Source organism: Variovorax ureilyticus, assembly GCF_050632185.1.
GTDB lineage: Bacteria > Pseudomonadota > Gammaproteobacteria > Burkholderiales > Burkholderiaceae_C > Variovorax > Variovorax ureilyticus_A.
Genome location: NZ_CP192579.1, coordinates 2,211,801 through 2,233,985, shown reverse-complemented (window position 1 = coordinate 2,233,985; position 22,185 = coordinate 2,211,801). Strand labels below are relative to the sequence as shown.

23 protein-coding genes and 1 tRNA gene are annotated in these 22,185 nt (G+C 65.2%); 12 read left to right on the top strand and 12 right to left on the bottom strand.

Going from position 1 to position 22,185, the window contains the following annotated elements:
* Window positions 1–37: 37 nt before the first annotated feature.
* Entirely contained in the window at window positions 38–781 is a 744-nt protein-coding gene (locus tag ACQ858_RS11045; protein ID WP_431276663.1) for an arginyltransferase, read from the bottom strand.
* On the bottom strand, window positions 778–1,530 hold the full coding sequence (gene aat, locus ACQ858_RS11040) for a leucyl/phenylalanyl-tRNA--protein transferase (protein ID WP_431276662.1): 753 nt from the start codon (window positions 1,528–1,530) through the stop codon (window positions 778–780). Before aat ends, ACQ858_RS11045 begins: the two co-directional genes overlap by 4 nt.
* Window positions 1,531–1,648: 118 nt before the next feature.
* Here aat and ACQ858_RS11035 point away from each other — a divergent pair, with 118 nt between their 5' ends.
* Window positions 1,649–3,979: a xanthine dehydrogenase family protein molybdopterin-binding subunit gene (locus tag ACQ858_RS11035; RefSeq protein WP_431276661.1), complete on the top strand. Its 2,331-nt coding sequence runs from the start codon at window positions 1,649–1,651 to the stop codon at window positions 3,977–3,979.
* A 19-nt stretch (window positions 3,980–3,998) separates the two neighbouring features.
* Here the strand turns inward: ACQ858_RS11035 and pobA are convergent, their stop codons facing one another.
* Window positions 3,999–5,180, bottom strand: coding sequence for a 4-hydroxybenzoate 3-monooxygenase (pobA, locus tag ACQ858_RS11030; protein WP_431276660.1), 1,182 nt, complete (start codon window positions 5,178–5,180; stop codon window positions 3,999–4,001).
* A 119-nt stretch (window positions 5,181–5,299) separates the two neighbouring features.
* Here pobA and ACQ858_RS11025 point away from each other — a divergent pair, with 119 nt between their 5' ends.
* From ACQ858_RS11025 to ACQ858_RS10985, 9 genes are all read left to right on the top strand, one after another.
* Entirely contained in the window at window positions 5,300–6,070 is a 771-nt protein-coding gene (locus ACQ858_RS11025) for an IclR family transcriptional regulator domain-containing protein (protein ID WP_431276659.1), read from the top strand.
* A 55-nt stretch (window positions 6,071–6,125) separates the two neighbouring features.
* Window positions 6,126–6,785 carry a response regulator gene (locus ACQ858_RS11020; protein WP_431276658.1) on the top strand — a complete coding sequence of 220 codons (660 nt, stop codon included), beginning with the start codon at window positions 6,126–6,128 and terminating at the stop codon, window positions 6,783–6,785.
* A gap of 7 nt (window positions 6,786–6,792) precedes the next feature.
* Complete coding sequence (locus ACQ858_RS11015; RefSeq protein ID WP_431276657.1) at window positions 6,793–8,115, top strand: ATP-binding protein; 1,323 nt, start codon at window positions 6,793–6,795, stop codon at window positions 8,113–8,115.
* A gap of 104 nt (window positions 8,116–8,219) precedes the next feature.
* Window positions 8,220–9,704 (top strand): DegQ family serine endoprotease, encoded by a 1,485-nt coding sequence (locus ACQ858_RS11010; RefSeq protein ID WP_431276656.1) that lies wholly within the window; start codon window positions 8,220–8,222, stop codon window positions 9,702–9,704.
* A 142-nt stretch (window positions 9,705–9,846) separates the two neighbouring features.
* Window positions 9,847–10,173 carry a hypothetical protein gene (locus ACQ858_RS11005; RefSeq protein ID WP_431276655.1) on the top strand — a complete coding sequence of 109 codons (327 nt, stop codon included), beginning with the start codon at window positions 9,847–9,849 and terminating at the stop codon, window positions 10,171–10,173.
* 345 nt (window positions 10,174–10,518) lie between these two features.
* Window positions 10,519–10,905, top strand: a complete 387-nt coding sequence (locus ACQ858_RS11000) for an FHA domain-containing protein (RefSeq protein ID WP_431276654.1) — start codon at window positions 10,519–10,521, stop codon at window positions 10,903–10,905.
* Between the two features lie 74 nt (window positions 10,906–10,979).
* Complete coding sequence (locus ACQ858_RS10995; RefSeq protein WP_431276653.1) at window positions 10,980–11,963, top strand: LysR family transcriptional regulator; 984 nt, start codon at window positions 10,980–10,982, stop codon at window positions 11,961–11,963.
* Between the two features lie 290 nt (window positions 11,964–12,253).
* On the top strand, window positions 12,254–13,246 hold the full coding sequence (locus ACQ858_RS10990; RefSeq protein WP_431276652.1) for a hypothetical protein: 993 nt from the start codon (window positions 12,254–12,256) through the stop codon (window positions 13,244–13,246).
* A 96-nt stretch (window positions 13,247–13,342) separates the two neighbouring features.
* The gene (locus ACQ858_RS10985) at window positions 13,343–13,660 is read left to right on the top strand and encodes a DUF1090 family protein (protein ID WP_431276651.1); all 318 of its coding nucleotides are present in this window, start codon (window positions 13,343–13,345) and stop codon (window positions 13,658–13,660) included.
* A gap of 30 nt (window positions 13,661–13,690) precedes the next feature.
* On the opposite strand, the gene ACQ858_RS10980 is transcribed toward ACQ858_RS10985, so the two are convergent.
* Both ACQ858_RS10980 and ACQ858_RS10975 read right to left on the bottom strand, forming a co-directional pair.
* On the bottom strand, window positions 13,691–13,873 hold the full coding sequence (locus tag ACQ858_RS10980; protein ID WP_431276650.1) for a DUF3606 domain-containing protein: 183 nt from the start codon (window positions 13,871–13,873) through the stop codon (window positions 13,691–13,693).
* Window positions 13,874–14,261: 388 nt separating this feature from the next.
* Window positions 14,262–15,155, bottom strand: a complete 894-nt coding sequence (locus ACQ858_RS10975) for an AraC family transcriptional regulator (RefSeq protein ID WP_431276649.1) — start codon at window positions 15,153–15,155, stop codon at window positions 14,262–14,264.
* Between the two features lie 140 nt (window positions 15,156–15,295).
* Here ACQ858_RS10975 and ACQ858_RS10970 point away from each other — a divergent pair, with 140 nt between their 5' ends.
* Window positions 15,296–16,051: an SDR family NAD(P)-dependent oxidoreductase gene (locus tag ACQ858_RS10970; RefSeq protein ID WP_431276648.1), complete on the top strand. Its 756-nt coding sequence runs from the start codon at window positions 15,296–15,298 to the stop codon at window positions 16,049–16,051.
* A 58-nt stretch (window positions 16,052–16,109) separates the two neighbouring features.
* Here ACQ858_RS10970 and ACQ858_RS10965 read toward each other — a convergent pair whose 3' ends face one another.
* The 6 genes from ACQ858_RS10965 to ACQ858_RS10940 form a co-directional block, all read right to left on the bottom strand.
* Window positions 16,110–16,457: a thermonuclease family protein gene (locus tag ACQ858_RS10965; protein WP_431276647.1), complete on the bottom strand. Its 348-nt coding sequence runs from the start codon at window positions 16,455–16,457 to the stop codon at window positions 16,110–16,112.
* Between the two features lie 279 nt (window positions 16,458–16,736).
* Window positions 16,737–16,812: transfer RNA gene (locus tag ACQ858_RS10960), tRNA-Asn, on the bottom strand.
* Window positions 16,813–16,878: 66 nt separating this feature from the next.
* The gene (locus ACQ858_RS10955) at window positions 16,879–17,826 is read right to left on the bottom strand and encodes a thiamine phosphate synthase (protein ID WP_431276646.1); all 948 of its coding nucleotides are present in this window, start codon (window positions 17,824–17,826) and stop codon (window positions 16,879–16,881) included.
* Entirely contained in the window at window positions 17,823–18,641 is an 819-nt protein-coding gene (locus ACQ858_RS10950; protein ID WP_431276645.1) for a thiazole synthase, read from the bottom strand. Before ACQ858_RS10950 ends, ACQ858_RS10955 begins: the two co-directional genes overlap by 4 nt.
* A gap of 8 nt (window positions 18,642–18,649) precedes the next feature.
* Window positions 18,650–18,847, bottom strand: a complete 198-nt coding sequence (thiS, locus tag ACQ858_RS10945; protein WP_431276644.1) for a sulfur carrier protein ThiS — start codon at window positions 18,845–18,847, stop codon at window positions 18,650–18,652.
* Window positions 18,847–19,902, bottom strand: coding sequence for an FAD-dependent oxidoreductase (locus ACQ858_RS10940; RefSeq protein WP_431276643.1), 1,056 nt, complete (start codon window positions 19,900–19,902; stop codon window positions 18,847–18,849). Before ACQ858_RS10940 ends, thiS begins: the two co-directional genes overlap by 1 nt.
* 100 nt (window positions 19,903–20,002) lie before the next feature.
* Between ACQ858_RS10940 and thiD the strand changes: the two genes are divergently transcribed.
* Window positions 20,003–20,848: a bifunctional hydroxymethylpyrimidine kinase/phosphomethylpyrimidine kinase gene (gene thiD / locus ACQ858_RS10935; protein ID WP_431276642.1), complete on the top strand. Its 846-nt coding sequence runs from the start codon at window positions 20,003–20,005 to the stop codon at window positions 20,846–20,848.
* Here the strand turns inward: thiD and ACQ858_RS10930 are convergent.
* Entirely contained in the window at window positions 20,793–22,130 is a 1,338-nt protein-coding gene (locus tag ACQ858_RS10930) for a purine-cytosine permease family protein (RefSeq protein WP_431276641.1), read from the bottom strand. The two genes, thiD and ACQ858_RS10930, sit on opposite strands and share 56 nt — an antisense overlap.
* Between the last annotated feature and the right edge of the window lie 55 nt (window positions 22,131–22,185).

Sequence of the window (22,185 nt, the reverse complement as noted above, 5' to 3'; positions counted from 1 at the left end):
GCCGGTCGCGATTTTACCAAGTGAAATGGGCCGACGGTCACTGGCTCGGTGGAAACTGCCACTGGCCATTGATGAGCACTTCGTGGGGGATGTACCGCGCCTTGTAGTTCATCTTGGCGCTGCCCTCGATCCAGTAGCCCAGATAGACATGGGGCAAGCCGAGCTTGCGGGCCTGCTCGATCTGCCAGAGCACGCTGTAGTTGCCGTAGCTTGCACCGGCCTCCGGCTCGTAGAAGGTATAGACCGCGGACAGGCCGTCGTTGAGGACGTCGAGGATGGACACCATCTTGAGCACCCCCGCGCGGCCGTCCGGCCCCGTCTCGCGAAACTCCACGAGCCGCGAGTTGACGCGGCTTTGCAGCAGGAACTGCGTGTACTGGTCGATGCTGTCGTGGTCCATGCCTCCGCCCGAATGCCGGCCGTTCTGGTAGCGGAGGTAGAGCTGATAGTGCTCGGGCACGAAGCAGAGCTTGAGTACCCGTGCCTGGAGATTCGAGTGTCGCGTCAGTGCGCGGCGCTGGCTGCGGCTGGGTGTGAATGCGTTGACCAGCACGCGCAACGGAACGCAGGCGTTGCATCCGTCGCAATACGGCCGGTAGGTGAACATGCCGCTGCGGCGGAAGCCGCTCAGCACGAGGTCCGAATAAGCGTCGTTGTGGATCAGGTGGCTCGGCGTGGCGACCTGTGATCGGGCCTGCCGGTCCGGCAGATAGCTGCACGGATAGGGCGCCGTCGCGTAGAACTGCAGCGTGTGGAGCGGGAGGTCCTTGAGGTGCGTCACGTCTTCAAGAAAGTTCGCGCGGACAGGAGTTGATCCCAGTATACGGGCTCGAAGCGCCACACAGGGCCGGTGATCCGGCGGGCGTCGGCCACGTGCGACACGAAGCTCGCCCGCGGCATTTCGCGCGCGCCGAGGCTGGCGAGATGGGCCGTGTTCTGCTGGCAATCGATCATCGAAATCCCATGCCTTCGGCAGAAGCAGACCAGCGCGGCCAGTGCAATCTTGGAGGCGTCGGTCCGCCGCGCGAACATCGATTCGCCGAAGACCGCGCGCCCGATCGCCACGCAATAGAGGCCGCCGACGAGTTCGTCGTCGATCCAGGCTTCGACACTGTGGGCATGGCCGGCTCGGTGGAGCGCGGTGTAGGCGCGGACCATGTCGGGCAGGATCCAGGTGCCGGTCTGGCCAGGGCGGGGCGATTGCGAGCAGCGGGAGATCACCGACTCGAAGGCATGGTCGATGCGGATTTCGCAGCGCGGGTCGTGAGCGAAGCGGGTGAGAGTCTTGCGCAGCGAACGATGCAGGCGGAATTGATCGACTTCGAGCACCATGCGCGGGTCGGGGCTCCACCAGAGGATCGGCTGGCCTTCGCTGAACCAGGGGAAGATTCCGTTGGCGTAGGCCTGCAGCAGATTGCCGACGTGGAGCGCTCCGCCGGCCGCCAGCAGGCCAGGCACGGGATCGGCATCTCCCCACGCCATCGCGGCGTCAGGAAGCGGGTCGTTGGGCTCGAGCCAGGGAAGTTGCATGACGGAATGTTTGCATGCTTTGAGGCGCACGGGGGCGCATCGAGCCGAAAGTACCCGAAGACCCTATAGTCGTTCGTGGCCCCGACAAAATTCCCACGACCCCACACAAAGGACGACGGTGACAACTGAAACGAACCCCACGCGCTTCGGAAGCGGCCAGGCGGTCAGGCGACTCGAAGACGAAGCCTTGTTGGCCGGTGCCGGCCGCTATACCGACGATGTTTCGGTGCCGGGCCAGGTCTGGCTCAGCTTCGTGCGATCTCCGTATCCCCATGCGAGGCTGGTCTCGATCGACCGCGATTCGGCGGCGGCGATGCCCGGCGTGCTCGGCGTCTTCACCGGTGCCGATCTGGAGGCGGCCGGCGTCAAGCCGATGCCCGGCGCAGCGGCCTTCAAGCGCGCCGATGGCTCGGATTGCGCGACACCCGCGCGCCGGGCGCTGGCGTTCGACAGGGCGCGCTTCGTCGGCGAGCCGGTGGCGATCGTGGTGGCTGAAACCGCCCGGCAGGCGCGCGATGCCGCCGAGGCGGTCATGGTCGACTATGAAGAGCTCCCGATGGTCGTCGACATCGCGAGCGCCGTTGCCGAGGGTGCACCGCTGGTCTGCGACGCCGCGTCGGGCAACATTGCCGCTGAAATGCGGCATGGCAGCGCCGAAGCCACTGCCGCGGCATTTGCCAAGGCCAGCCACGTGGTCGCCCTCGACATTGTCAACCAGCGCGTCGTGGCGCTCACGATCGAGCCGCGTTCGGTGCTCGCCGACTTTGATCCCGCGTCGGAGCGCATCACGATCCGGATGAGCACCCAGATGCCCTCGGGGGTTCGTGATTCCGTGTGCGACGCCATCGGCCTGCCCAAGGAGAAAGTGCGCGTGGTCGTCGGCGACGTCGGCGGAGGCTTCGGCATGAAGACCGGCGCCTATCCGGAAGACATCGCCGTGGCCTTCGCGGCACACACGCTGCGGCGGCCGGTCAAGTGGATCGCGGACCGAAGCGAGGAATTCCTCTCAACGTCGCACGGCCGCGACATCGAGGCGCACGCCGAACTGGCACTCGACGCCGACGGAAAGATCCTCGGCCTGCGCATCAAGTCGCATGCGAACGTCGGCGCCTATGCGACCGGCACGGGGGTGGCGATCCAGCTCCTGATCGGGCCATGGGTCCAGACCAGCGTCTACGACATCCAGACCATCGACTTCCACTTCGAAGCGGTGCTGACCAACACGGCACCGACCGGCGCCTACCGCGGTGCCGGACGCCCGGAGGCGATCTACAACATGGAGCGTCTGATGGACGAAGCCGCGCGCCAGACCGGCATCGACCGCGTCGAGCTGCGCCGCCGGAATTTCATCCGGCCCGAGCAGATGCCGTACACGAACCCCATGCGCCAGACCTACGACACGGGCCGGTTCGAGTCGGTCATGAACCAGGCGCTCGCGCTTGCCGATTGGGACGGCTTCGCGGCGCGCGCCGCCGAGTCGAAACGCGCGGGCCGCATGCGCGGGCTGGGCATCGCGACCTTCCTCGAATGGACGGGCGGCAACGTCTTCGAGGAGCGGGTGACCGTATCCGTGCAGGCCGACGGCGTGATCGAGGTGTTCTCGGCGGTGAACGCCATGGGGCAGGGCATCGCGACCACGCTCGCGCAATTGGTGGTCGATGCCTTCGGCGTGCCGATCGAGAAGGTTCGCATCGTGCTGGGCGACACCGACCGCGGCGACGGGTTCGGAAGCGCCGGCTCCAGGTCGCTCTTCACCGGCGGTTCGGCAGTGCGCATCGGCGCCGAAAGGACCATCGACAGGGCCCGGGAACTTGCGGCGCAGGAGCTCGAGGTTTCCGCGGCCGACGTCCAGTACGACGCCGGCCTCTTCAAGGTCGCCGGAACCGATCTCGAACTCGATCTCTTCACGCTGGCCGGCCGGCAGCCCGAGCGGGAAATCTTCGTCGATTCGACCAGCACGGTGTCCGGTCCGACCTGGCCCAATGGCTGCCACATCACCGAGGTGGAGGTCGATCCGGCGACGGGCGACGTCGGGGTGATGACCTATGCGTCGGTCAACGACGTGGGCCGTGTGGTCAACCCGCTGATCGTGCGCGGCCAACTCGAGGGCGGCGCGGTGCAGGGGATCGGGCAGGCGCTGTACGAGCAGGTCGTCTACGACCCGCAGACCGGCCAACCCTTGACCGGGAGCCTGATGGATTACGCGGCGCCGCGCGCGGACATCATCGCCACCATGTTCCGCATGGAAATGGACGAGTCGACGCCCTGCAAGAACAACCCGCTGGGGGTGAAGGGCGTCGGCGAGCTCGGCACCATCGGCGCGACGCCGGCGATCGTGAACGCGGTCGCGGACGCCCTGGCGCGCAACGGCATGGCCGCACTGGCGCCGCGCCTTCACATGCCGCTGACGCCGGGCCGGCTCTGGCAACTGATGACTTCAGCCGCCTGAAAAGCGCCGCTCGGGCCGCTCAGAAGTCCTCGAGCGGCAGGCCGACGTAGTTCTCGGCGAGCGAGGTCGAGGCTGCGCGCGAATGAACCAGGTAGTCGAGCTCGGCTTCCTGGATCTTCTGTCCGAACTCGCCGGTCTCGGGAAAGCGGTGCATCAGCGAGGTGAACCACCACGAGAAGCGCTCGGCCTTCCAGACCCGGCGCAGGCACAGGTCGGAATAGCGGTCGAGCGCCGAGGCCGATTTCTCCGCATAGAAGATCTCGAACGCGCGCGACAGGTAGCCGACGTCCGCCGTCGCGAGGTTCAGCCCCTTGGCGCCGGTCGGCGGCACGATGTGCGCCGCATCGCCGGCCAGGAACAGACTGCCGAAACGCATCGGCTCGGCCACGAAGCTGCGCAGGGGCGCGATGCTCTTTTCGAGCGAAGGGCCGGTGACGAGGTGCTCGCGCGCTTCGGGGTCCAGCCGCAGGCGCAGTTCGTTCCAGAATGCCTCGTCGCTCCAGTTCTCGACGCGCTCCTCGGTCGGCACCTGCACGTAGTAACGGCTGCGCGTGGCGCTGCGCATGCTGCACAGGGCAAAGCCGCGCGAGGTGTTGGCGTAGATCAGTTCGTGGGAGACAGGCGGCACGTCCGCCAGCACGCCGAGCCAGCCGAAGGGATAGACCTTTTCGTAGGTATGGATCGATTGCGGGGGCACGCTGGCGCGGCTGACACCGTGGTAGCCGTCGCAGCCGGCGATGAAGTCGCATTCGATCTCGTGCGCGGCGCCGTCTTTCTCGTAGCGGACGCGGGGCTTTGCGGTGTCGAAGTCGTGCAGGCTGACCGAGGCTGCGCTGTAGATGGTGGTGAGGCCTTCGGCGTGCCGCGCATCCATGAGGTCGCGCGTGACTTCGGTCTGGCCGTAGACCATGACCTGCTTTCCGCCGGTCAGGCCATGCATGTCGATGCGGTGGCGGGCGCCCTTGAACAGCAGTTCGATGCCCTCGTGCGGCAGCCCCTCGGCGTGGGCGCGGGCATCGACGCCCGCGCGCTTGAGCAGGTCCATCGAGACCTGCTCGAGCACCCCGGCGCGGATGCGGCCGAGCACGTAATCGGCCGACTGCCGCTCCACGATGATGTTGTCGATGCCGGCCTTGTGCAGCAGTTGCCCGAGCAGCAGTCCGGCCGGTCCGGCGCCGATGATGGCCACTTGTGTTCGCATGGTGTCTCCAGATGACGATCCCTCCGAGGGTAGGGGCGACGACGGGGGGCGTCGGCGGACGCGCAGGCTCTGTGCGATCATGAGCCGGCTTGCGCGATGATCGCGCAACTCTTTCGCCCATGACCATCGCAAAACCCGACTTCATCGAAGGCATCGCCAAGGGAATGGCCGTGCTCGAGAGCTTCGACACCGAACGCCAGCGGCTCAACGCCACGCTGGCTGCCGAGCGCGCCGGACTGACTCGCGCCGCGGCTCGCCGCCATCTGCTGACGCTGGCGCATCTCGGCTACCTGGAAACCGACGGCAGCTATTTCTGGATGTCGCCCAAGGTGCTGCGCTTTTCGGGCAGCTATCTCGCGTCGTCGCGGCTGCCGCGCGCGCTGCAGCCGACGCTCAACCGGCTTTCGGCGCAGACCCGGGAGTCGTTCTCGGCCGTGGTGCTCGATGGCGAAGAGGTGGTCATCGTCGCCCGCAGCGGCAGCTATGGGGCGCCGACGCGCGTGCTGGCCTACGGCCTGCACCTCGGCGCCGGGCTGCCGGCACATGCGACGTCGACCGGGCGCGTCCTGCTGGCCGGGCTGAGTTCCGCCGAGCTCTCGCACTGGCTGAAAGGTCGCACGCTGCCGCGCCTGACACCGCACACGATCACGAAGACGAGCGTGCTGCGGCAACGGATCGCCCAGGTGCGCAAGGACGACTTCTGCTTCGCCAGCGAAGAGCACGAACTCGGCGTGCAGGCGCTCGCGGTGCCGTTGCGTGACATGCGGGGGCATACCGTCGCCGCGCTCAACGTGGTGCTTTCCGGCGGCGATCACAAGGAAGAGGTGCTGCGGCGCGACATGCTCCCGCTGCTGTTCGAGGCGGCCCGGGAGGCCCGGGCACTTCTGTAGCCGCGGGCGATCGCCGCTACGATCTCCCACACTGGGCCGGAAGGACCGAAGAGCCATGCGACTGCTGCTGCTTGAAGACGACGTGATGATCGGCGAGACCGTGCTCGACCTCTTGAGGGCCGAGCAGTACGCCGTCGACTGGGTCAAGGACGGCGAGATGGCCGACAGCGCGCTGCGATCTCAGCAATACGACCTCGTGATCCTGGATCTGGGCGTGCCGCGCCGCGACGGGCTGGACGTGCTGCGTGCGCTGCGCGCCCGCAAGCAGCGGATGCCGGTGCTGATCGCCACGGCGCGCGATTCGGTGCAGCAGCGCATCGAAGGGCTCGATGCCGGCGCGGACGACTACGTGCTGAAGCCGTACGACCTCGACGAACTGCTCGCCCGCATCCGCGCCTTGCTGCGCCGTGCATCCGGGCGGGCCGAGCCGGTCTATGAGCACATGGGCGTCACCGTCAATCCGGCCACGCGCGAAGTCTCGGTCGGCGGCCAGCCGGTGACGCTTTCCGCGCGCGAATGGGCGGTGCTCGAGCCGCTGATCGCGCGACCCGGCATGGTGCTGTCGCGCGCACAGCTCGAGGAAAAGCTCTACAGCTGGAAAGACGAGATCAGCAGCAACGCGGTGGAGGTGTACGTCCACGGCCTGCGCAAGAAGCTCGGCGCGGACCTGATTCGAAACGTGCGAGGCGTCGGCTACATGGTGCCGAAGGAATGACCGGCCGATGAAATCCCTTCGTGCGCGCCTGTTGTGGTTTCTCCTGGCCGCGATCGTCGTGGCTGCCGGCATCCAGGCCTTCGTGGCCTACCGGACCGTGCTGGATGAAGCCGACGACATCTTCGACCACCACATGCAGCAGATGGCGCTTTCGTTGCGCGCAGGCTTGCCGCCGAGTGGGACGGTGGGCGGGCTCGGCAACCTGGGCGCGACGGAGGAGAACTTCGAATTCATCGTTCAGGTCTGGACGGTGGACGGGATTCTCATCTTCCAGTCCGCATCGCATGCCGCGTTGCCGCAGCGCGCGGTGCTCGGCTTCTCGAACGTCCAGGCACGCAGCACGACCTACCGGGTGTTTTCGATGACGGCCGGCCCGTTGGTGATCCAGGTGGCGCAGGACATGGCTGCGCGTCGGCGCATGGCCGGTTCGCTCGCGCTGCGCACCGTCGGGCCGATCGCGCTGGCGGCGCCGCTGCTCATGCTGGTGGTCTGGTGGGTCGTGAGTTTCTCGCTCGCGCCGGTGGCTCGCGTGCGGCGCCAGGTCGCGGAGCGGCAGGCCGACGACCTCTCGCCGCTGAGCGAAAGTGATCTCCCCGAGGAAGTCCGGCCGCTGGTCCACGAGCTCAACCTGCTGTTCGATCGCGTCCGGAAGGCCTTTGAGGCACAGAAGCACTTCGTCGCCGATGCGGCGCACGAACTGCGCTCGCCCCTTGCCGCGCTGAAGCTCCAGGTGCAGGGATTGCAGCGGGCGACGGACGATCCGACCCGAGAGCTTGCCGTGGCACGCCTCGCCGCGGGCATCGATCGCGCGACCCGGCTCGTCGAGCAGATGCTCGCCCTCGCGCGCCACGAAGCGAGCGCCGCTTCGGGCGCCGAACGGGAAGAGGTCGGCCTGCCCGAACTGGCGCGGCTCGCGATTTCCGACGCGATTGCCGCCGCTCAGGCGCGGCGCATCGACGTCGGTGTCGTGCAGGCGGATCCGGTCCGGGTGGCGGGGCAGGCAGAGGCGCTCCGGATGCTTCTGCGCAACCTGCTCGACAACGCCATCAAATACACGCCGGAGGGCGGGCGGGTGGACGTGAACATCGCGGCGGTCCCGGACGGGGTCGAACTGAGCGTGGATGACAGCGGTCCGGGCATCGCGGTGGATGAGTGCGAGAGGGTGCTGGACCGCTTCTATCGATCCGGCGAGCCGCAGGTTCCCGGAAGCGGGCTCGGACTGGCCATCGTGAAATCCATCGCCGATCTGCATGGCGCGACGGTGAGGCTCGAGCGCTCGGCGTCGCTCGGCGGGCTGCGCGTGGTGGTGCGCTTTCCGGCCCCGGCCTGAGCCGTCCTCGCGGCAGAGCGCGCATGCGCGCGTGTTTAAGTCGGGCTTAAGCGGAAGCCACGACATTCCTTTCGTCGATTTCCAAACCCTCGAAAGGATCTCCAATGAAGAAAAGCCTGACTTCACCCCGCGCGCTCGTCCTTTCGCTGGCGGCCGCCGGCGTGATCGGCGCAGCCGCCACGGGTGCGTACACCAGCGCGAACGCCGTCGCCTCCAACCAGCCCGCAGCCGCGGCCACCACCACGGCGTCCGCTCCGCTGGTCAGCATGCCCGATTTCTCCAGCGTGACGGCCCAGACGGGTCCTGCGGTGGTCAACATCAGCGTCGTTGGAACGACCAAGACCGCCGAAGGCCCGCAAGGCATCCCCGGCATGGACCCGGACGATCCGATGTACGAGTTCTTCCGCCGCTTCCAGGGCCAGGGCATGCCGCGTGGCAAGCAGCAACAGCAGCGCGAGGTGCCGGTGCGTGGCCAGGGTTCCGGCTTCATCGTGAGCCCGGACGGCATCATCCTGACCAACGCGCACGTGGTGAAGGATGCGACGGAAGTGACCGTCAAGCTGACCGACCGCCGTGAATTCCGCGCGAAGGTGCTGGGCTCCGATCCGAAGACCGACGTGGCGGTCATCAAGATCGACGCGAAGAACCTGCCGACGCTGGCCATGGGCAAGACCAGGGATCTGAAGGTCGGCGAATGGGTGCTCGCGATCGGCTCGCCTTTCGGCTTCGAGAACACCGTGACCGCCGGCGTCGTCAGCGCCAAGGGCCGCACGCTGCCGGATGACAGCTATGTGCCGTTCATCCAGACCGACGTGGCGGTGAATCCCGGCAACTCCGGTGGTCCGCTGATCAACACGCGCGGCGAGGTGGTCGGCATCAACTCGCAGATCTACAGCCGCAGCGGCGGCTATCAGGGTGTGTCGTTCGCCATTCCGATCGACGTCGCGATCCAGATCAAGGACCAGATCGTCGCCACCGGCAAGGCCAGCCATGCGCGCCTCGGCGTCGCGGTGCAGGAGGTCAATCAGACCTTCGCCGACTCGTTCAAGCTCGACAAGCCCGAAGGCGCGCTGGTCTCGAACGTGGAGAAGGGCAGTCCCGCGGACCAGGCCGGCCTGCGTTCGGGCGACGTGATCCGCAAGGTCGATGGTGAGCCGATCGTGGCGTCGGGCGATCTTCCGGCCCTCATCGGCCAGAAGAAGCCGGGCAGCAAGGTCACGCTCGAAGTGTGGCGCCAGGGCTCGCGCGAGGAACTCACCGCAAAACTGGGCGACGCCGCCGAGAAAACCGCCACGGTCGCCCGGAACGAGGACGGCGCGTCACAGGGCAAGCTGGGCCTCGCGCTGCGTCCGCTCCAGCCCGATGAGCAGCGCGAAGCATCGGTCGACGGCGGCCTGCTGATCGTGAATGTGGGCGGTCCTGCCGCGTTGGCAGGCGTCCAGACGGGCGACGTGCTGCTGGCGATCAACGGCACGCCTGCGAAGAACATCGAGCAGGTCCGCGAAGTGGTGGCGAAGTCCGACAGGTCGGTTGCTTTGCTCATCCTGCGCGACGGCGACAGGATCTTCGTGCCGGTCCGCCTGGGCTGATCGTGTCGGTTCGCGAGCCGGAGTCCTTTGAGACTTAGTTCCGGTTCGCGGACCGCACCTGAGTTCAATGTGCAAAAGTGCCTTGGTCGATCTTTCTTGCAGCTGTGACAATTATTGAAACAACTGAATAAGAGATTTCCCTATGGCGCTCCGCGATATTGCTCTCACTGTTCTCGAACTGGAACCCAATGAATTTCATTGGGTTCTGATGGAGCCGGTGCAGGCCGAGTCCGAAGAATGCCTGGGCTATCGTCCCATCGATTCCTCGACCCAGGGACTGCCCGACTACTCGGAAGCTCTGATCCAGGGCGCTTCAGCCCTTCGCGTCCTGCAAGGGCTTGCGCCGTTCGGCAAGCCGGTCAATCCGGTGGGTTTGGGCGAGAACTGCGGATCCACCGACGATGAAGAGTCGTCGGGTGAGGGGCCTGATTCCTGCATGTTCACCACCACCGATCACCCGGCGCTGTGAATTCGGAATCCGGCTTCTAGCGTGCGCCGATCCTGAAGTCGAGCGCAGTCACTGCGATCACCTTGGCGGCACGCGACCGGATGGTCTCCCTTTGCGAAACGCCGCGCAGAACCATCAATGGCTCTGGAGCGCGAGTGCAGCCAGCCTCTCGCGACCGATGCATGCACGGCGAGGAAAACGCGATCCGAAATCTTGTTGCGAGTGTGGCGATCTGTTGCATGGGCCGAAATTACGCGAGCCCGGCTTCTTCGGGAATCTCTCTAATGGGGCACTGATCCACCGGGCGGCATACTCCGGAAGATTGGAGGCTTGGCGCGCAGGCGCCAGCGAGTAAAGGATTGAAGAATGGCCAGACTCATCGTGCTGCAGAAAAATGGATCGGCCAGGCAGGTCAGTATCACGACCACGCCATTCGTGATTGGTCGGTCGGACGCAAGCGACCTGGTGTTGGACAACCAACTGGTCAGCCGGTCGCATGCGGTGTTCGAGACGGTCGGCGCCACGATGATGATCCGCGACCTTCACAGCCATAACGGCACCTACGTCAATGGCGAGCGTCGGGAGTCAGCCGCCTTGGTCAACGGCGATGAAATCAAGATCGGCAGCTACCAGATCCGCTTTCTGGGAAACAGCGGCCCGATCGGCGATGCGCAAGCGCTGCGGCTGGTCACCATTCCGGGGCGCCTGGACGAACTGGATCTCATCAAGCTGGGCGTCAAGCCTGAGTCCTGAAGCGCCGCATCCGGGCGCGAAGGCCTGGTGCGATACTTTGGCGGGCGAATTTCGCGCCGACGCCAAAGGAGCACATGCAACAAAAGCGCAATGACACGGGCGAGCTGAACTTCCACCTCCTGAAGTGCCTGGTCGCCCTGGTCGACCATTCGCATGTTTCACGCGCAGCCGATGCGGTATCCATCAGCCAGCCCGCGATGAGTCGCGCAATGAGTCAATTGCGCGCAGTCACGGACGACCCGATCCTCGTGAAAGGCGGTAGCGGGCTCATTCCCACTGCCAAGGCCGTCCAGCTTCGCGAGTTCGCCGATCGAATCCTCCAGGAAATGGATCGGCTGCTCGGCAACGCAGTCGCCTTTGATCCCAAGGCCACGCGGCACGAATTCCGGATGGTCGTTTCGGACTATGTGGAGTGCATCTTCATGGAGGGCCTGCTGCAGCACCTCGGTGCGGCGTTCCCCGGGGTCGGCGTTTCGGTTCGACATCCGGTCCATCCATCCCAGTTCACCAAGGTGCTCGAAACCGGCGAGGTGGACTTTGCCATCGGAATCCTGCCATCGACCCTTCGCGATCTGCGTCATCGCCCGCTGCTCAAAGACAGGATCGTGTGCGCAGCCCGAGCTGGCCATATGGCGGCGGGCAAGAGGCTCAGCATGGAGGAGTTCGCCGCGCTCGAGCACCTCGTGATCATGCCGAACGCGGTGAATTGCTTTGCCGAATCCGTCGATGTGGCGCTCGAAAAGTACGATCTCAGGCGCAACCGGCGCTACGTCACGCCGAACTATGCGACGGCGCCTCAGCTCGTTGGAAACTCCAACATGGTGGCGCTTCTTCCCGAGCTTCTGCTGGCGCGCTTCCGTTCGCAGATGGATTTGATCGAGATCCACATGCCGATAGAGGTTCCGCCTTTCGAGGTCTATCTCTCCTGGCACGACCGGACGCATCGCCATGCCGCGCACATGTGGTTTCGTGAGCAGGTGATGAAAAGTCTTGAACCCGATTGGGAAGCGTCCTTCTTCGCCAGGACTGCCAGACAAGAAAATTCAATAAGTGCATAGCGATCATTCTTTGTCGTTATGGACAACGGATGAGCGTCTCTGAATACTCGGCCATCGCCGTAACGTCGCGGCAAGCCTGAGAAAGAAGCATGCAGTTGGATTTCCACGTCGAGCACAAGGGCAGGGCGAGGCGAGCCCTCCAGTTTGGTTACCGACGACAACTACCGTTACCCAGCGCTGAGAACGCTGACCGCACAGTCATTCACTGTTTGCACACCCCTGAAGTCGGCGAGTGTGTCGTACCCGTGCCTCAATGACATTTCCGGGTACACGATTCAGTAGAGGGTCCCATGTCGAATCGAACCATCCGATCCGTTGACGACCTGGCGCAACTGCCAGACGGAGAACTGCTGGCGTGCCTTGGCGCATTGCGCGCAGCCGTCGTCGAAGCGAAGCGCCAGCACGCCATCGCGCTCCGAGAGCACCTGATTCCTGTCGATTCGCCGTTCACGTTTCCCGCGTTCAACTGGCGGCCGAAGGGGCCGCAGAGGCTGGATACGCCGGTCCAACTGAAGCCCGAAACGCCGATCGACGAAATTTCTGTGCGCGCGAGTGCACGCGAAGCATTGAGAGACCTAAGCATTTTCTGCATCGAGGACCTCTCCGCCATCAGCGAGCAGGAGCTTCTGCAGGAAGAGGCCATTGGCGCCAAGACGGTCGGGCGCCTGCGCGAGATCCTCGCGCGCGTCGGGTTGGACTTCCTTCCGAATCCGAATTCGGAAGAACGCGCGCGCGAGCAGAGCAAGGCTGTGCTCGCGCTGCCCTACGAGGCTCGTGCGCTTGCGCTGCGCAATCTCGAGGATTCGGCGCCGGTGTCGGCGCTCGGGCTCCGACCGTCGACCTTGAGCCGCGCATTGGCGAATGGTCATGAAGTGGTGGGTGAGTTGCGCCGCCTCCCGCTGCCCGTGTTGTGCGAAAGCTACGGGAAGCGCGAGGCACGCGAAATCTACGATTTGTTGATGCTGACCGACCGACCGTTCTCGGGCTCGGCGGCGCCCATCGAACTGTGGAGGCATGGCCTCGTCGCCGCGAAGGAGCTGTCGGTTCCAACGGCACCGGAAACGCCGATTGCGGAATTGCGTCCCTGGCTGGGTACGTCCGTCGATTCCCTGAATGCGTGTGGAATCCATACGCTCGGTGCGTTGCGAGCGGCGGCTTCTCGCGGAGACGTCGCATCGTTCAGGGGGATCGGCCGCGTCACTGCCGAGCGTGTCGTCGGCTTTCTGGGGGCCTATGTCACACCTCAGCCGTACCGGCGCGGCGTGTCGGCCACGGCGGGCTGAGTCGCGCCCCTCCATTTGCAGGGATGGGACTTGGTGCAACATGTCGTATTCCATGACCTAATCCGACCCATGAAATTTCACCTGTGCCTTGTCTCCTTGGCGATCGGCCTGCTTGCCTCGATGCAGGCGAACGCACAGTCCGAGCCTTCGAAGAAAACGGAGGCCGACTGCTACGCCCAGCAGGCGACCCTCGAGAAAGACATGAGGGATGCGCGCTCCAGAGGCCAAATGCTGCGCCGCCGGCAACTGCAGGAATCGCTGGACGCGCTGCGTGCGCGTTGCGATGAAATCGCCTCCAAGGACACGCACGAGGCGCGCGTGATGCGCCAGAAGAACGTGATCATGCAGTTGAGACTCGATCTCGCCAATGCGGAAGACGAACTGCGGCGGATCGTCTCCGAGAAGAACAAATAGAGCGTCAGACGGCGATTGCTGTCTGCAAGGTCATTTCTTGGAAGCCAGTCTATCGCGCACTGCGGTGACGTGATCGCCGACCTGTGTGATGGCGTCGTGCAATTGCGCTTCGGTGCAATGAAGCTCCTTGCACCAGTACTGCAACTCGACGGGGTCCAGCGTATTGATCCGCCCGGGATCCAGGGGTTTGAAGTGGCTGAGATCGACAGACATGTCTGCTCCTTCGCGAATCCAGAGCACGTCTTATAGGAGGAGAAGGGAGCGACTTCAAGCGCCGAGGCATTGCGATGCATTGATGCTGAACAAGACATCCAAAGAAAATGCCCCGCCATCTTTTGAATAGCGGGGCATTCCAGAGGCCTTGCGGCTTGTAGGTGGCTCCTCGACCTGGGCTCGAACCAGGGACCTACGGATTAACAGGCGGAGGGCTGAGCCGGGCGCCAAGCCGCATGGAAAGAAAACTTCTCGCAACCGTATCAATCCGCAGGAATAGGACGATTACCCCATGAAGGGCTTGCTTTCAGACGCTTTGTGGCATGCCGCGGTTCGAAGCCGATGGGCGATGTGACCGCCAATTGATTCGGCGCAGCCTGGCAGGCCGTCAAGCCGCAAATGCTGGCCTTCGCAGCGCCGTCTTGACCTCTCGAGCGGGGGACGAGCCAAACATGCGGCCATAGTCGCGGGTGAACTGTGGAACGCTCTCATAGCCCACGTCGTGCGCTGCTTGGCCCACCGTCAGACCCTCTGACAACAGCCTGCGACGCGCTTCGATGAGCCGGAGCTGCTTTTGCAATTGGATAGGCGTAAGCGAGGTGATGGTGCGGAAGTGCTCGTGGAAAGTCGAGACGCTCATGCCGGCAACTGCCGCAAGTTGATCCACGCGCAGAACCTTGGCGTAGTCGCTACGGATGCGAGCCACCGCCCGGCCGATTCGTTGGGCATGGCTATCCACCACCCCAAGAGCCCTGATGGCGCCACCGTGCTGGCCCGCCAGCAGCCAGAAATGCAGTTCGCGCAGCATCTGCGCTTGCAAAACCGTGAGCGAGGCCGGACGTTCGAGCAAGGCCATCAGTCGCAAGGCGCAATCTGCGACGTCCGCACCGGTCGCTTCGACTCGCACCGCCTGACCGATCGCTTGAGGCGCACCGCTCATCTCCACCACTAGACTTTCGAGGATGGCGATGTCCAAGTCGAAGACGATGGAAACATAGGGTGCCGCCGCGTCGGCTCGAATGATCTCGCTGACCGTCGGGACATCGGTTGTGATGAGAAGCGACTCCCCCGCTCCGAATTCAAACGTCTTGCGTTCCATAACGACACGCTTGCGGCCTTGCAGCACCAGCGCGACCAATGGCCTGTTGATGGCGTACTGCATCGCGCCCTTAACAGTCTCGCGGATAACTGTCACGCCAGGGATGGGCGTACGTGCCACGCCATCGCGGTCGGCATGCGACTCGGCAAAGCGGGAAGCAATCTCAAGAAGCTTCTTGCTCATGTATTCAGTTTATGCCTGGAACATGCGAGCGCGGCGTCGCGTCGGATTTTTGAGCAAGAATCGCCGACTACCGCGCAACTCCTCATGTGGTCTTGGCAGAAGAATTCATCGTCTTCAACAATGAACCTTCAAGGACCGATATGAGCACCATTTCCTTGGTCACTGGCGGCAGCCGCGGGCTGGGTCGCAACACCGCATTGAGCATCGCGCGCCAAGGCGGCGATGTCATCCTGACGTACCTCAAGGGTGCCGAAGATGCTAAAGCCGTCGTGGCCGAGATCGAGCGTATGGGCCGCAAGGCCGTGGCGCTGCAGTTGGACGTCTCCAACATTGCGGCCTTTCCGGCCTTCGCAAATGCCGTGCGAAGCGCGCTGACGGAGCGCTGGGAACGTTCGAGCTTCGACCACCTCATCAACAACGCGGGCCACGGCGAAATGGCCACCCTGGCGGACACCACGGAAGAGCAGTTCGACGCGCTGTTCAATGTGCATGTGAAGGGCGTGTTCTTCCTGACGCAGGCGCTGCTCTCCCTCCTGGCCGACAAGGGCCGCATCATCAACTTCTCGTCTGGTCTGACCCGTGTTTCGTTCGCGGGCTTCTCGGCGTACTCGGCAGCCAAGGGGGCCGTGGAAACCTTGACGCTCTATATGGCGAAGGAACTGGGCAGCCGCGGCATCACCGCCAACACCATTGCGCCGGGCGCAATCGAGACGGACTTCCTCGGCGGAGCCGTGCGTGATATCCCGGGCTACAACGAAGCCTTCGCCACCATCACCGCGCTGGGCCGGGTGGGCCTCCCTGACGACATCGGCCCCATGGTGGCCAGCCTGCTGCGCCCGGACAACCATTGGGTTACCGCGCAGCGCATCGAGGTCTCGGGCGGACAAAGCATCTAAGAGACAACGGGCCGGCCTTCGCTGACGTACCTGCTTCGACCCAAAGGGTCGCAGCAGGTCACAAGACGGATGCCCGCACCGGAAAGACGGTGCACAGCGCCTGCGCTGCGTCGCATCTCCGCGAACTCGTACTGGCCGCGCTCCTGCGGCGTCTGCTCACGCGCGTAGTCGCGATACCACATGCCATGCCGACTGTGAGCATGGCCAGCCCAGCGTCGAGGGTCTTCGGGCCACGCGGAGCCGGCGCCGGCGCGACGTGTGCACGGCAGACACTGCGGCCGTATCGGTCAGTCTTCGGGCAGTCGAGTTCGGCCTCCTTCATGTAGACCAGATCGGACATCGCCTGCTTCGAACGCTCGCCGAAGGTCTGGCGCTTCTCCGGCGCGTCGATGCCGTTCAGTCGCACCTTGATCTCTTCGAACTGGCCCGGAGCGCCGCATCAAGCCTTCAGCGTATCGCCATCGGGGGCGCCGACGATTAGACACGTGCGCGGCGCGGCGCCGGCGGCGAAAGAAAGGGTGAGGAGGAGAGAGGAAAGGAGCAGTCGAATGCGCCGATTCTCGGCGCTGGATAGGCAGCCGGCCGACACTGGATATTTGGCAGTTGCCAAATAGGCAGCCTAAAAACTGAAATGCCCCGCTATCTTTTGGATAGCGGGGCATCAAGTACCCACAAGGGTTTGTGGTGGCTCCTCGACCTGGGCTCGAACCAGGGACCTACGGATTAACAGTCCGGCGCTCTACCGACTGAGCTATCGAGGAACAAGACTTAAATTATAGCGTCGTTTTTTGGCCTTCCCGATTGCACTCAAAATCTTTTGATGTTTTTTATCGTGCGGTCGCCGGGGCGGCAACGAAGCCCATGAGTTTAACCGCTGCCGCTTCGGGGTCCGGCGCGGCGACCAGTGCACGAACCACCGCGACGGAACCGACGCCGGTGGCCAGCACTTCGGGCATGCGCGCAGCATCGACACCGCCGATGCCCACTTGCGAATAGCCGCGCATGAGGCGGGCATAGGCCGCGAGCCGCGCAACGCCCTGCGGCGCAGTCGCCATCTGCTTGAGCGTGGTGGGGTAGATCGCGCCCATCGCGACGTAGCTCGGGCTCACGGCATCTGCGCGGACCATTTCAGCGTAGCCGTGCGTGCTGACGCCGAGGCGAATACCCGAGTGACGGATGGTCTTCAGCGCCTCGGGTGTCAGGGCGTCGAGATCTTCCTGTCCAAGGTGCAGGCCATAGGCTCGCGCTTCGATCGCTGCTCGCCAGTGGTCGTTGATGAAGAGCAGGCTGCCGGTGCCCTGGACGGCCTCGACGGCGGCATTCACTTCACGCGCAATCGCATCGGCATCGTTCGACTTGAAGCGCAACTGAACGGTGGGAACACCGGCGCGTGCCATGCGGCCGACCCATTGCGCGTCCGGCAGCACGGCGTAGAGGCCGAGCTTCTCGGGGCAGGGCGGAAATGCATCCTGACGGGCTCCCGGCGGAAACGGCCGCATTCTGAAGTCGACCGGATGATCGGGCCATGCATCGGGGGCGAACGACCCTGTGCGTTCCGATTGCGCCTGCCATGCACGAGCGAGGCATTCGGCATCGACGTCGATGAATCCGAGCGTCGCGCAAGCCTGCTTGGCGCCCCGATAGATCACATCGTCGGACGAGAAAGAGGCCACCTTGCAGTCGGCCCTGCCGAAACGCGACGCGTGCGCCGCAACGATGGCCTGCGCAATCGCCTCGGGTGTGTTGAGTTCGGTCATCGCGTTCGACGTCTTCATTGCGTGGAGGCGTGATGCCAGAACGGCGTGCCCAGGACCGGTGTGCTCGGTTGCGCGGATTCCTGTGCCGCCATGGCGCCCGCTCTGTACGCGCTGCGGCCGGCCTGCACGGCGTCGGCGAACGCGCCCGCCATCGCGACCGGGTCCTGCGCGAGCGCGACGGCGGTATTGAGCAGCACGCCGTCATAGCCCCATTCCATGACCTGGCATGCATGCGAAGGAAGGCCGAGTCCCGCATCGACGAGCAACGGAACATCGAGGCGCTCACGCAGCACCTGCAATGCGTAGGGGTTGACCGGGCCGCGTCCGGTGCCGATCGGCGCCGCCCAGGGCATCACCGCCCGGCAGCCGACGTCGACCAGCCGCTGGCACAGCACGAGGTCCTCGGTGCAGTAGGGCAGCACCTGGAAGCCGTCGCGGATCAGCTGCGACGCGGCATCGACGAGATTCAGCGTGTCCGGCTGCAAGGTGTAGTCGTCGCCGATCAGTTCGAGCTTGATCCACGGCGTCCCGAAGAGCTCGCGCGCCATCTGGGCTGTCGCGATCGCTTCCTGCACGCTGTGGCAACCGGCGGTGTTCGGGAGCACTGGCACGTCGAGGCGCTTCAGCAGTTCCCAGAAGCCGTTGTTACCGCCCGATGCGTTCGGCGTCGCGGTCTGGCGGCGCAGCGACGCGGTGAGCATCGCGGGCTTCGCGCGGCGTACGGCAGCCTCGAGGACATCGGGCGAGGGATAGCGCGCGGTGCCGAGCAGAAGGCGGCTCTGGAAGCGTTGCCCGTACAGGACGAGCGGGTCGTTGTCGGAGGGATGTGTCATGGCTCTTTTCAGCCGCCCGTGACGGGGCGGATCACTTCGATGCGGTCGTCGGTCTGCAACTCGTGCGATTCGTAGTTGGATCGCGGCACGAACTGGCGATTCACCGCTGCCGCGAAAGGCGGGGTGGCGCTGATCAGGCGCAGCGCGTCGGCGAGCTTCGCCTCCGGCGGCAGCGTGTGGGGAATGTCGTTGATCAGGATGTTCATCAGAGGGTTTCTTCCAGGCTGGTCGCCAGGTCGAATCGGCTCGCGAGTGTGGAGTGTCCGTTCGCAAGCAGTTCCACCGCCACGTCGAGCACCGCTGGGGAGATCATGAAGCCGTGCCGGTAAAGGCCGTTGACCTGCATGACGCCGGGCCTCGGCTGCCGGATGGCAGGCAGGTTGTCGGGCAGGGTGGGGCGGCACTGCGTCGCGATTTCGATGATGCGTGCCTCGGCAAACCCGCTGTGTACGGCGTAGGCGGCGCTCAGCAGTTCGAGTGTCGAGCGGACGCTGGCGGGCGACATGTCGTCGGACTCGATCTCGGTCGCGCCGATCACGAACACGCTCCCCGGCTTCGGCGCGATGTAGATCGGGTAGCGCGGATGCACCAGCCGCGTGGGGCGCTTAAGCAGGACCTCCGGCGCATGCACGCGGATCACTTCGCCGCGCACCCCTCGCAGGGTGCTCCAATCGGGACGCGCGCCGAGGCCGCGGCAGTCGATGATGCGATCGGGCTGCCCTGGCTCGCCCGGGCTGAAGGTGTCGAGCGTGCGCGGGGAGTTCCAGTGCAGGCGGACTTCCGGCATCGCCTGCAACGTGGCGAGCAGCGCGGCGAGCAACTCGCGGTTCTCGAGCTGGCCCTCGTCCGGCAGCAGGAGGCCTTGCGCGAATCGCCGGCCCAGTGCGGGTTCCAGCGCATCGATGGCGGCTGCGTCGAGCCGTTGCATGGCGGGCAGTTCGGGGACGGCGTCGGTCGTGCCGGTCAGCACACGCGCCAGTCGCGCAGCCTCGGGCGCGTCCTGGCGATGCCACAGGACGAGCGTGCCCTCGCGCTGAAAGAACACCGGCTTGTCGAGCGACGCGATCAACTCGGGCCAGCGCGACAGCGCGTAATGCCCCATGCGGACCACCGACGGCGGTGCCACCGCGGACTCGGCCAGAGGCGCCAGCATCGCGGCAGCCACGCGAGCCGCTGCGCCGTTCGCTTCCGGATCGCCTGCTTCGTAGACATCCACCTTGCAGCCCGCCTGCGCGAGCGTGACGGCAAGCAGCCGCCCCATGAGGCCAGCGCCAAGAATCGCTGCGCTGCGGAAAGGAAAATCGATGCGGCTCGTCATTGACCCTCACGCTGCACGTACGACGTGCCCGATAATTTTCAGCATGACCCATGCATTCTCCCGCTATGTCCGCGTGCTCTCGATCGCGGGCTCCGACAGTGGCGGCGGCGCCGGTATCCAGGCGGACCTCAAGACTTTTGCGGCGCTCGGTTGCTACGGCATGACCGCCATCACGGCGCTGACCGCGCAGAACACGCTGGGCGTGTCGGGCATCCACGGCGTGCCGCCCGAGTTCATCAAGGCGCAGATCCAGTCCGTGGTCGAGGACATCGGTGTCGATGCAGTCAAGCTCGGCATGCTGCATGCGCCCGAGGTCGTCGAAGTCGTCGCCTGGGCGATCGATCGTTACAAGCTGCCGAACGTGGTGCTCGATCCGGTGATGGTCGCCACGAGCGGTGACCGGCTCATCGCCGCCGAGACGGTACAGGTGCTGGTGCGCGAGCTGTTCCCGCGCGCGGCTGTCGTGACACCCAATCTCGACGAGGCGGCGCTGTTGATCGGCCACGCGATCGACGGTGTCGATGCGCTGGACGATGCGGCCAGCGAACTGCTCGCCCTGGGCGCCCGCGCCATTCTTCTCAAGGGCGGTCATCTGCCCGGGGAAGACGTGGTCGATCTGCTCGCGCAATCCAATGGCGATCGGCTGCAGCTCGCATCGACGCGCATCGCGAGCCGCAATCTGCACGGGACCGGCTGCACCCTGTCGTCCGCCATCGCGTCGCATCTGGCGCTTGGCTATGACCTGGCGCAGGCCGTCGAACGTGCGCGCAACTACGTCGTCGCCGCCATGGCGGCGGGTGCCGACGTCAAGGTCGGAAGCGGACATGGCCCTCTCAACCACGGGTTTGCGCCAGTGCCGACGTACCGCCTGCCGTTGACGGGCGCGTGATCCAGGCCAGCACGAAGGTGACCGCGAGCGTCGGTAGCGCGGAGCCCCACTGAGGCGCCCACGCGGCGCACGAGTGATAGATCGCGATGCCGCCGATCCAGATCGCGGCCGCCGCGATGTCCACGCGGCGCGCACCGATCGCGTCGATGCTCACGCCGACGCCGAGCCGCCCGAGAATCACGCCGTAGAGCGGCACGAAGACCGAGCTCAGGAGCAGCAGGAAGGGCTCCAGCGAGTGCATGGGCAGCACCAGCGCCAGGGCGATGCACATCGCCGCGAGCATCAGGCCCCAGCGTCGGACGCTCCATTGCGGGAACAGGCTGTGCGAACACACGGAGCCTGAATAGACGTCGCCGTAAGCGTTGTCCAGTTCGTCGACGAGGATCAGCCCCAGTGCCACCAGGCCGCCCTGCGCCAGCAGTAACGCGGCGAGCATGTCGGTGCCCGGCTCCGCCACGCTGACGACCATGACGCCGAGTGCATAGCACCAGACATTTGCCACCGCATAGCCGAGCCAGGTGCCGCTGAATGCGCCGCCGAGGCCGCCCGCGCTGCGCTTGCCGTGGCGGGCGTAGTCGGCCACCAGCGGCAGCCAGGACACGGGCATCGCGATCACCAGATCGAGCGCGCCGAACATGCCCATGCTTCCGTCGCCGGGCCGCGACCAGAACGCCTCGAACCCCTTGGCGTGAAGCCGGGCGGCGAACTGCCAGCTCAGCCACACCAGCGACAGGATCACCAGCGGCAAACCGAAGCGGCTGACGAAGCGCCGAACCAGTTTCACCATCGAGCCCGCGAGCAGGGCGAGCAGGACCGCGCCCCAGATCAGCGTGGTGACGACCGTGCCCGCGGCGCCGTCCAGCGACCACCCGAACGCCTGCTTGCCGATGGCCTGCGTTCCTTCGCGCATGATCACGATCTCGAAAGTGGTCCAGCCGATCAGTTGCACGATGTTGAGGATCACGGGCAGCCGGGCGAATGCGCTGCCGTACGTGGCATGCATGAGACCTGCGCTCGCCAGCCCGCTTTCGCAGCCGATACGTGCCGTCCAGGCCAGCAGACCCGCGCCGACGAACGAGCCCAGGACGATCGCCACCGCCGCATCGCGCGTGCCGACCGCCGGAACGAGGAATGCGCCGACCTGCATGACCAAGAGGCCGACCCCGAGGCTGAACCACAGTGCCATGTGGTCGTGCCACCGGAAGACGCGCCCGGCCTCGCGAAGCGGGGTGAGCGCCTCATTGGCGCCGGAGGGCGCCTCGGTGTTGTTGGTGTTTGCCATCCATTTGCTCCATTGCAAATTGTTTGGCAGGTGGGCGAGGCCACGGCGACGGATC

Excerpts from the sequence above, each read along its gene's own strand:
- aat (WP_431276662.1), bottom strand. The coding sequence starts at position 1,530 with ATGCAACTTCCCTGGCTCGAGCCCAACGACCCGCTTCCTGACGCCGCG.
- pobA (WP_431276660.1), bottom strand. The coding sequence starts at position 5,180 with ATGCGAACACAAGTGGCCATCATCGGCGCCGGACCGGCCGGACTGCTG.
- ACQ858_RS11025 (WP_431276659.1), top strand. The coding sequence starts at position 5,300 with ATGACCATCGCAAAACCCGACTTCATCGAAGGCATCGCCAAGGGAATG.
- ACQ858_RS11020 (WP_431276658.1), top strand. The coding sequence starts at position 6,126 with ATGCGACTGCTGCTGCTTGAAGACGACGTGATGATCGGCGAGACCGTG.
- ACQ858_RS11015 (WP_431276657.1), top strand. The coding sequence starts at position 6,793 with ATGAAATCCCTTCGTGCGCGCCTGTTGTGGTTTCTCCTGGCCGCGATC.
- ACQ858_RS11010 (WP_431276656.1), top strand. The coding sequence starts at position 8,220 with ATGAAGAAAAGCCTGACTTCACCCCGCGCGCTCGTCCTTTCGCTGGCG.
- ACQ858_RS11005 (WP_431276655.1), top strand. The coding sequence starts at position 9,847 with ATGGCGCTCCGCGATATTGCTCTCACTGTTCTCGAACTGGAACCCAAT.
- ACQ858_RS11000 (WP_431276654.1), top strand. The coding sequence starts at position 10,519 with ATGGCCAGACTCATCGTGCTGCAGAAAAATGGATCGGCCAGGCAGGTC.
- ACQ858_RS10995 (WP_431276653.1), top strand. The coding sequence starts at position 10,980 with ATGCAACAAAAGCGCAATGACACGGGCGAGCTGAACTTCCACCTCCTG.
- ACQ858_RS10990 (WP_431276652.1), top strand. The coding sequence starts at position 12,254 with ATGTCGAATCGAACCATCCGATCCGTTGACGACCTGGCGCAACTGCCA.
- ACQ858_RS10980 (WP_431276650.1), bottom strand. The coding sequence starts at position 13,873 with ATGTCTGTCGATCTCAGCCACTTCAAACCCCTGGATCCCGGGCGGATC.
- ACQ858_RS10975 (WP_431276649.1), bottom strand. The coding sequence starts at position 15,155 with ATGAGCAAGAAGCTTCTTGAGATTGCTTCCCGCTTTGCCGAGTCGCAT.
- ACQ858_RS10970 (WP_431276648.1), top strand. The coding sequence starts at position 15,296 with ATGAGCACCATTTCCTTGGTCACTGGCGGCAGCCGCGGGCTGGGTCGC.
- ACQ858_RS10955 (WP_431276646.1), bottom strand. The coding sequence starts at position 17,826 with ATGAAGACGTCGAACGCGATGACCGAACTCAACACACCCGAGGCGATT.
- ACQ858_RS10950 (WP_431276645.1), bottom strand. The coding sequence starts at position 18,641 with ATGACACATCCCTCCGACAACGACCCGCTCGTCCTGTACGGGCAACGC.
- thiS (WP_431276644.1), bottom strand. The coding sequence starts at position 18,847 with ATGAACATCCTGATCAACGACATTCCCCACACGCTGCCGCCGGAGGCG.
- ACQ858_RS10940 (WP_431276643.1), bottom strand. The coding sequence starts at position 19,902 with ATGGGGCGGCTGCTTGCCGTCACGCTCGCGCAGGCGGGCTGCAAGGTG.
- thiD (WP_431276642.1), top strand. The coding sequence starts at position 20,003 with ATGACCCATGCATTCTCCCGCTATGTCCGCGTGCTCTCGATCGCGGGC.
- ACQ858_RS10930 (WP_431276641.1), bottom strand. The coding sequence starts at position 22,130 with ATGGCAAACACCAACAACACCGAGGCGCCCTCCGGCGCCAATGAGGCG.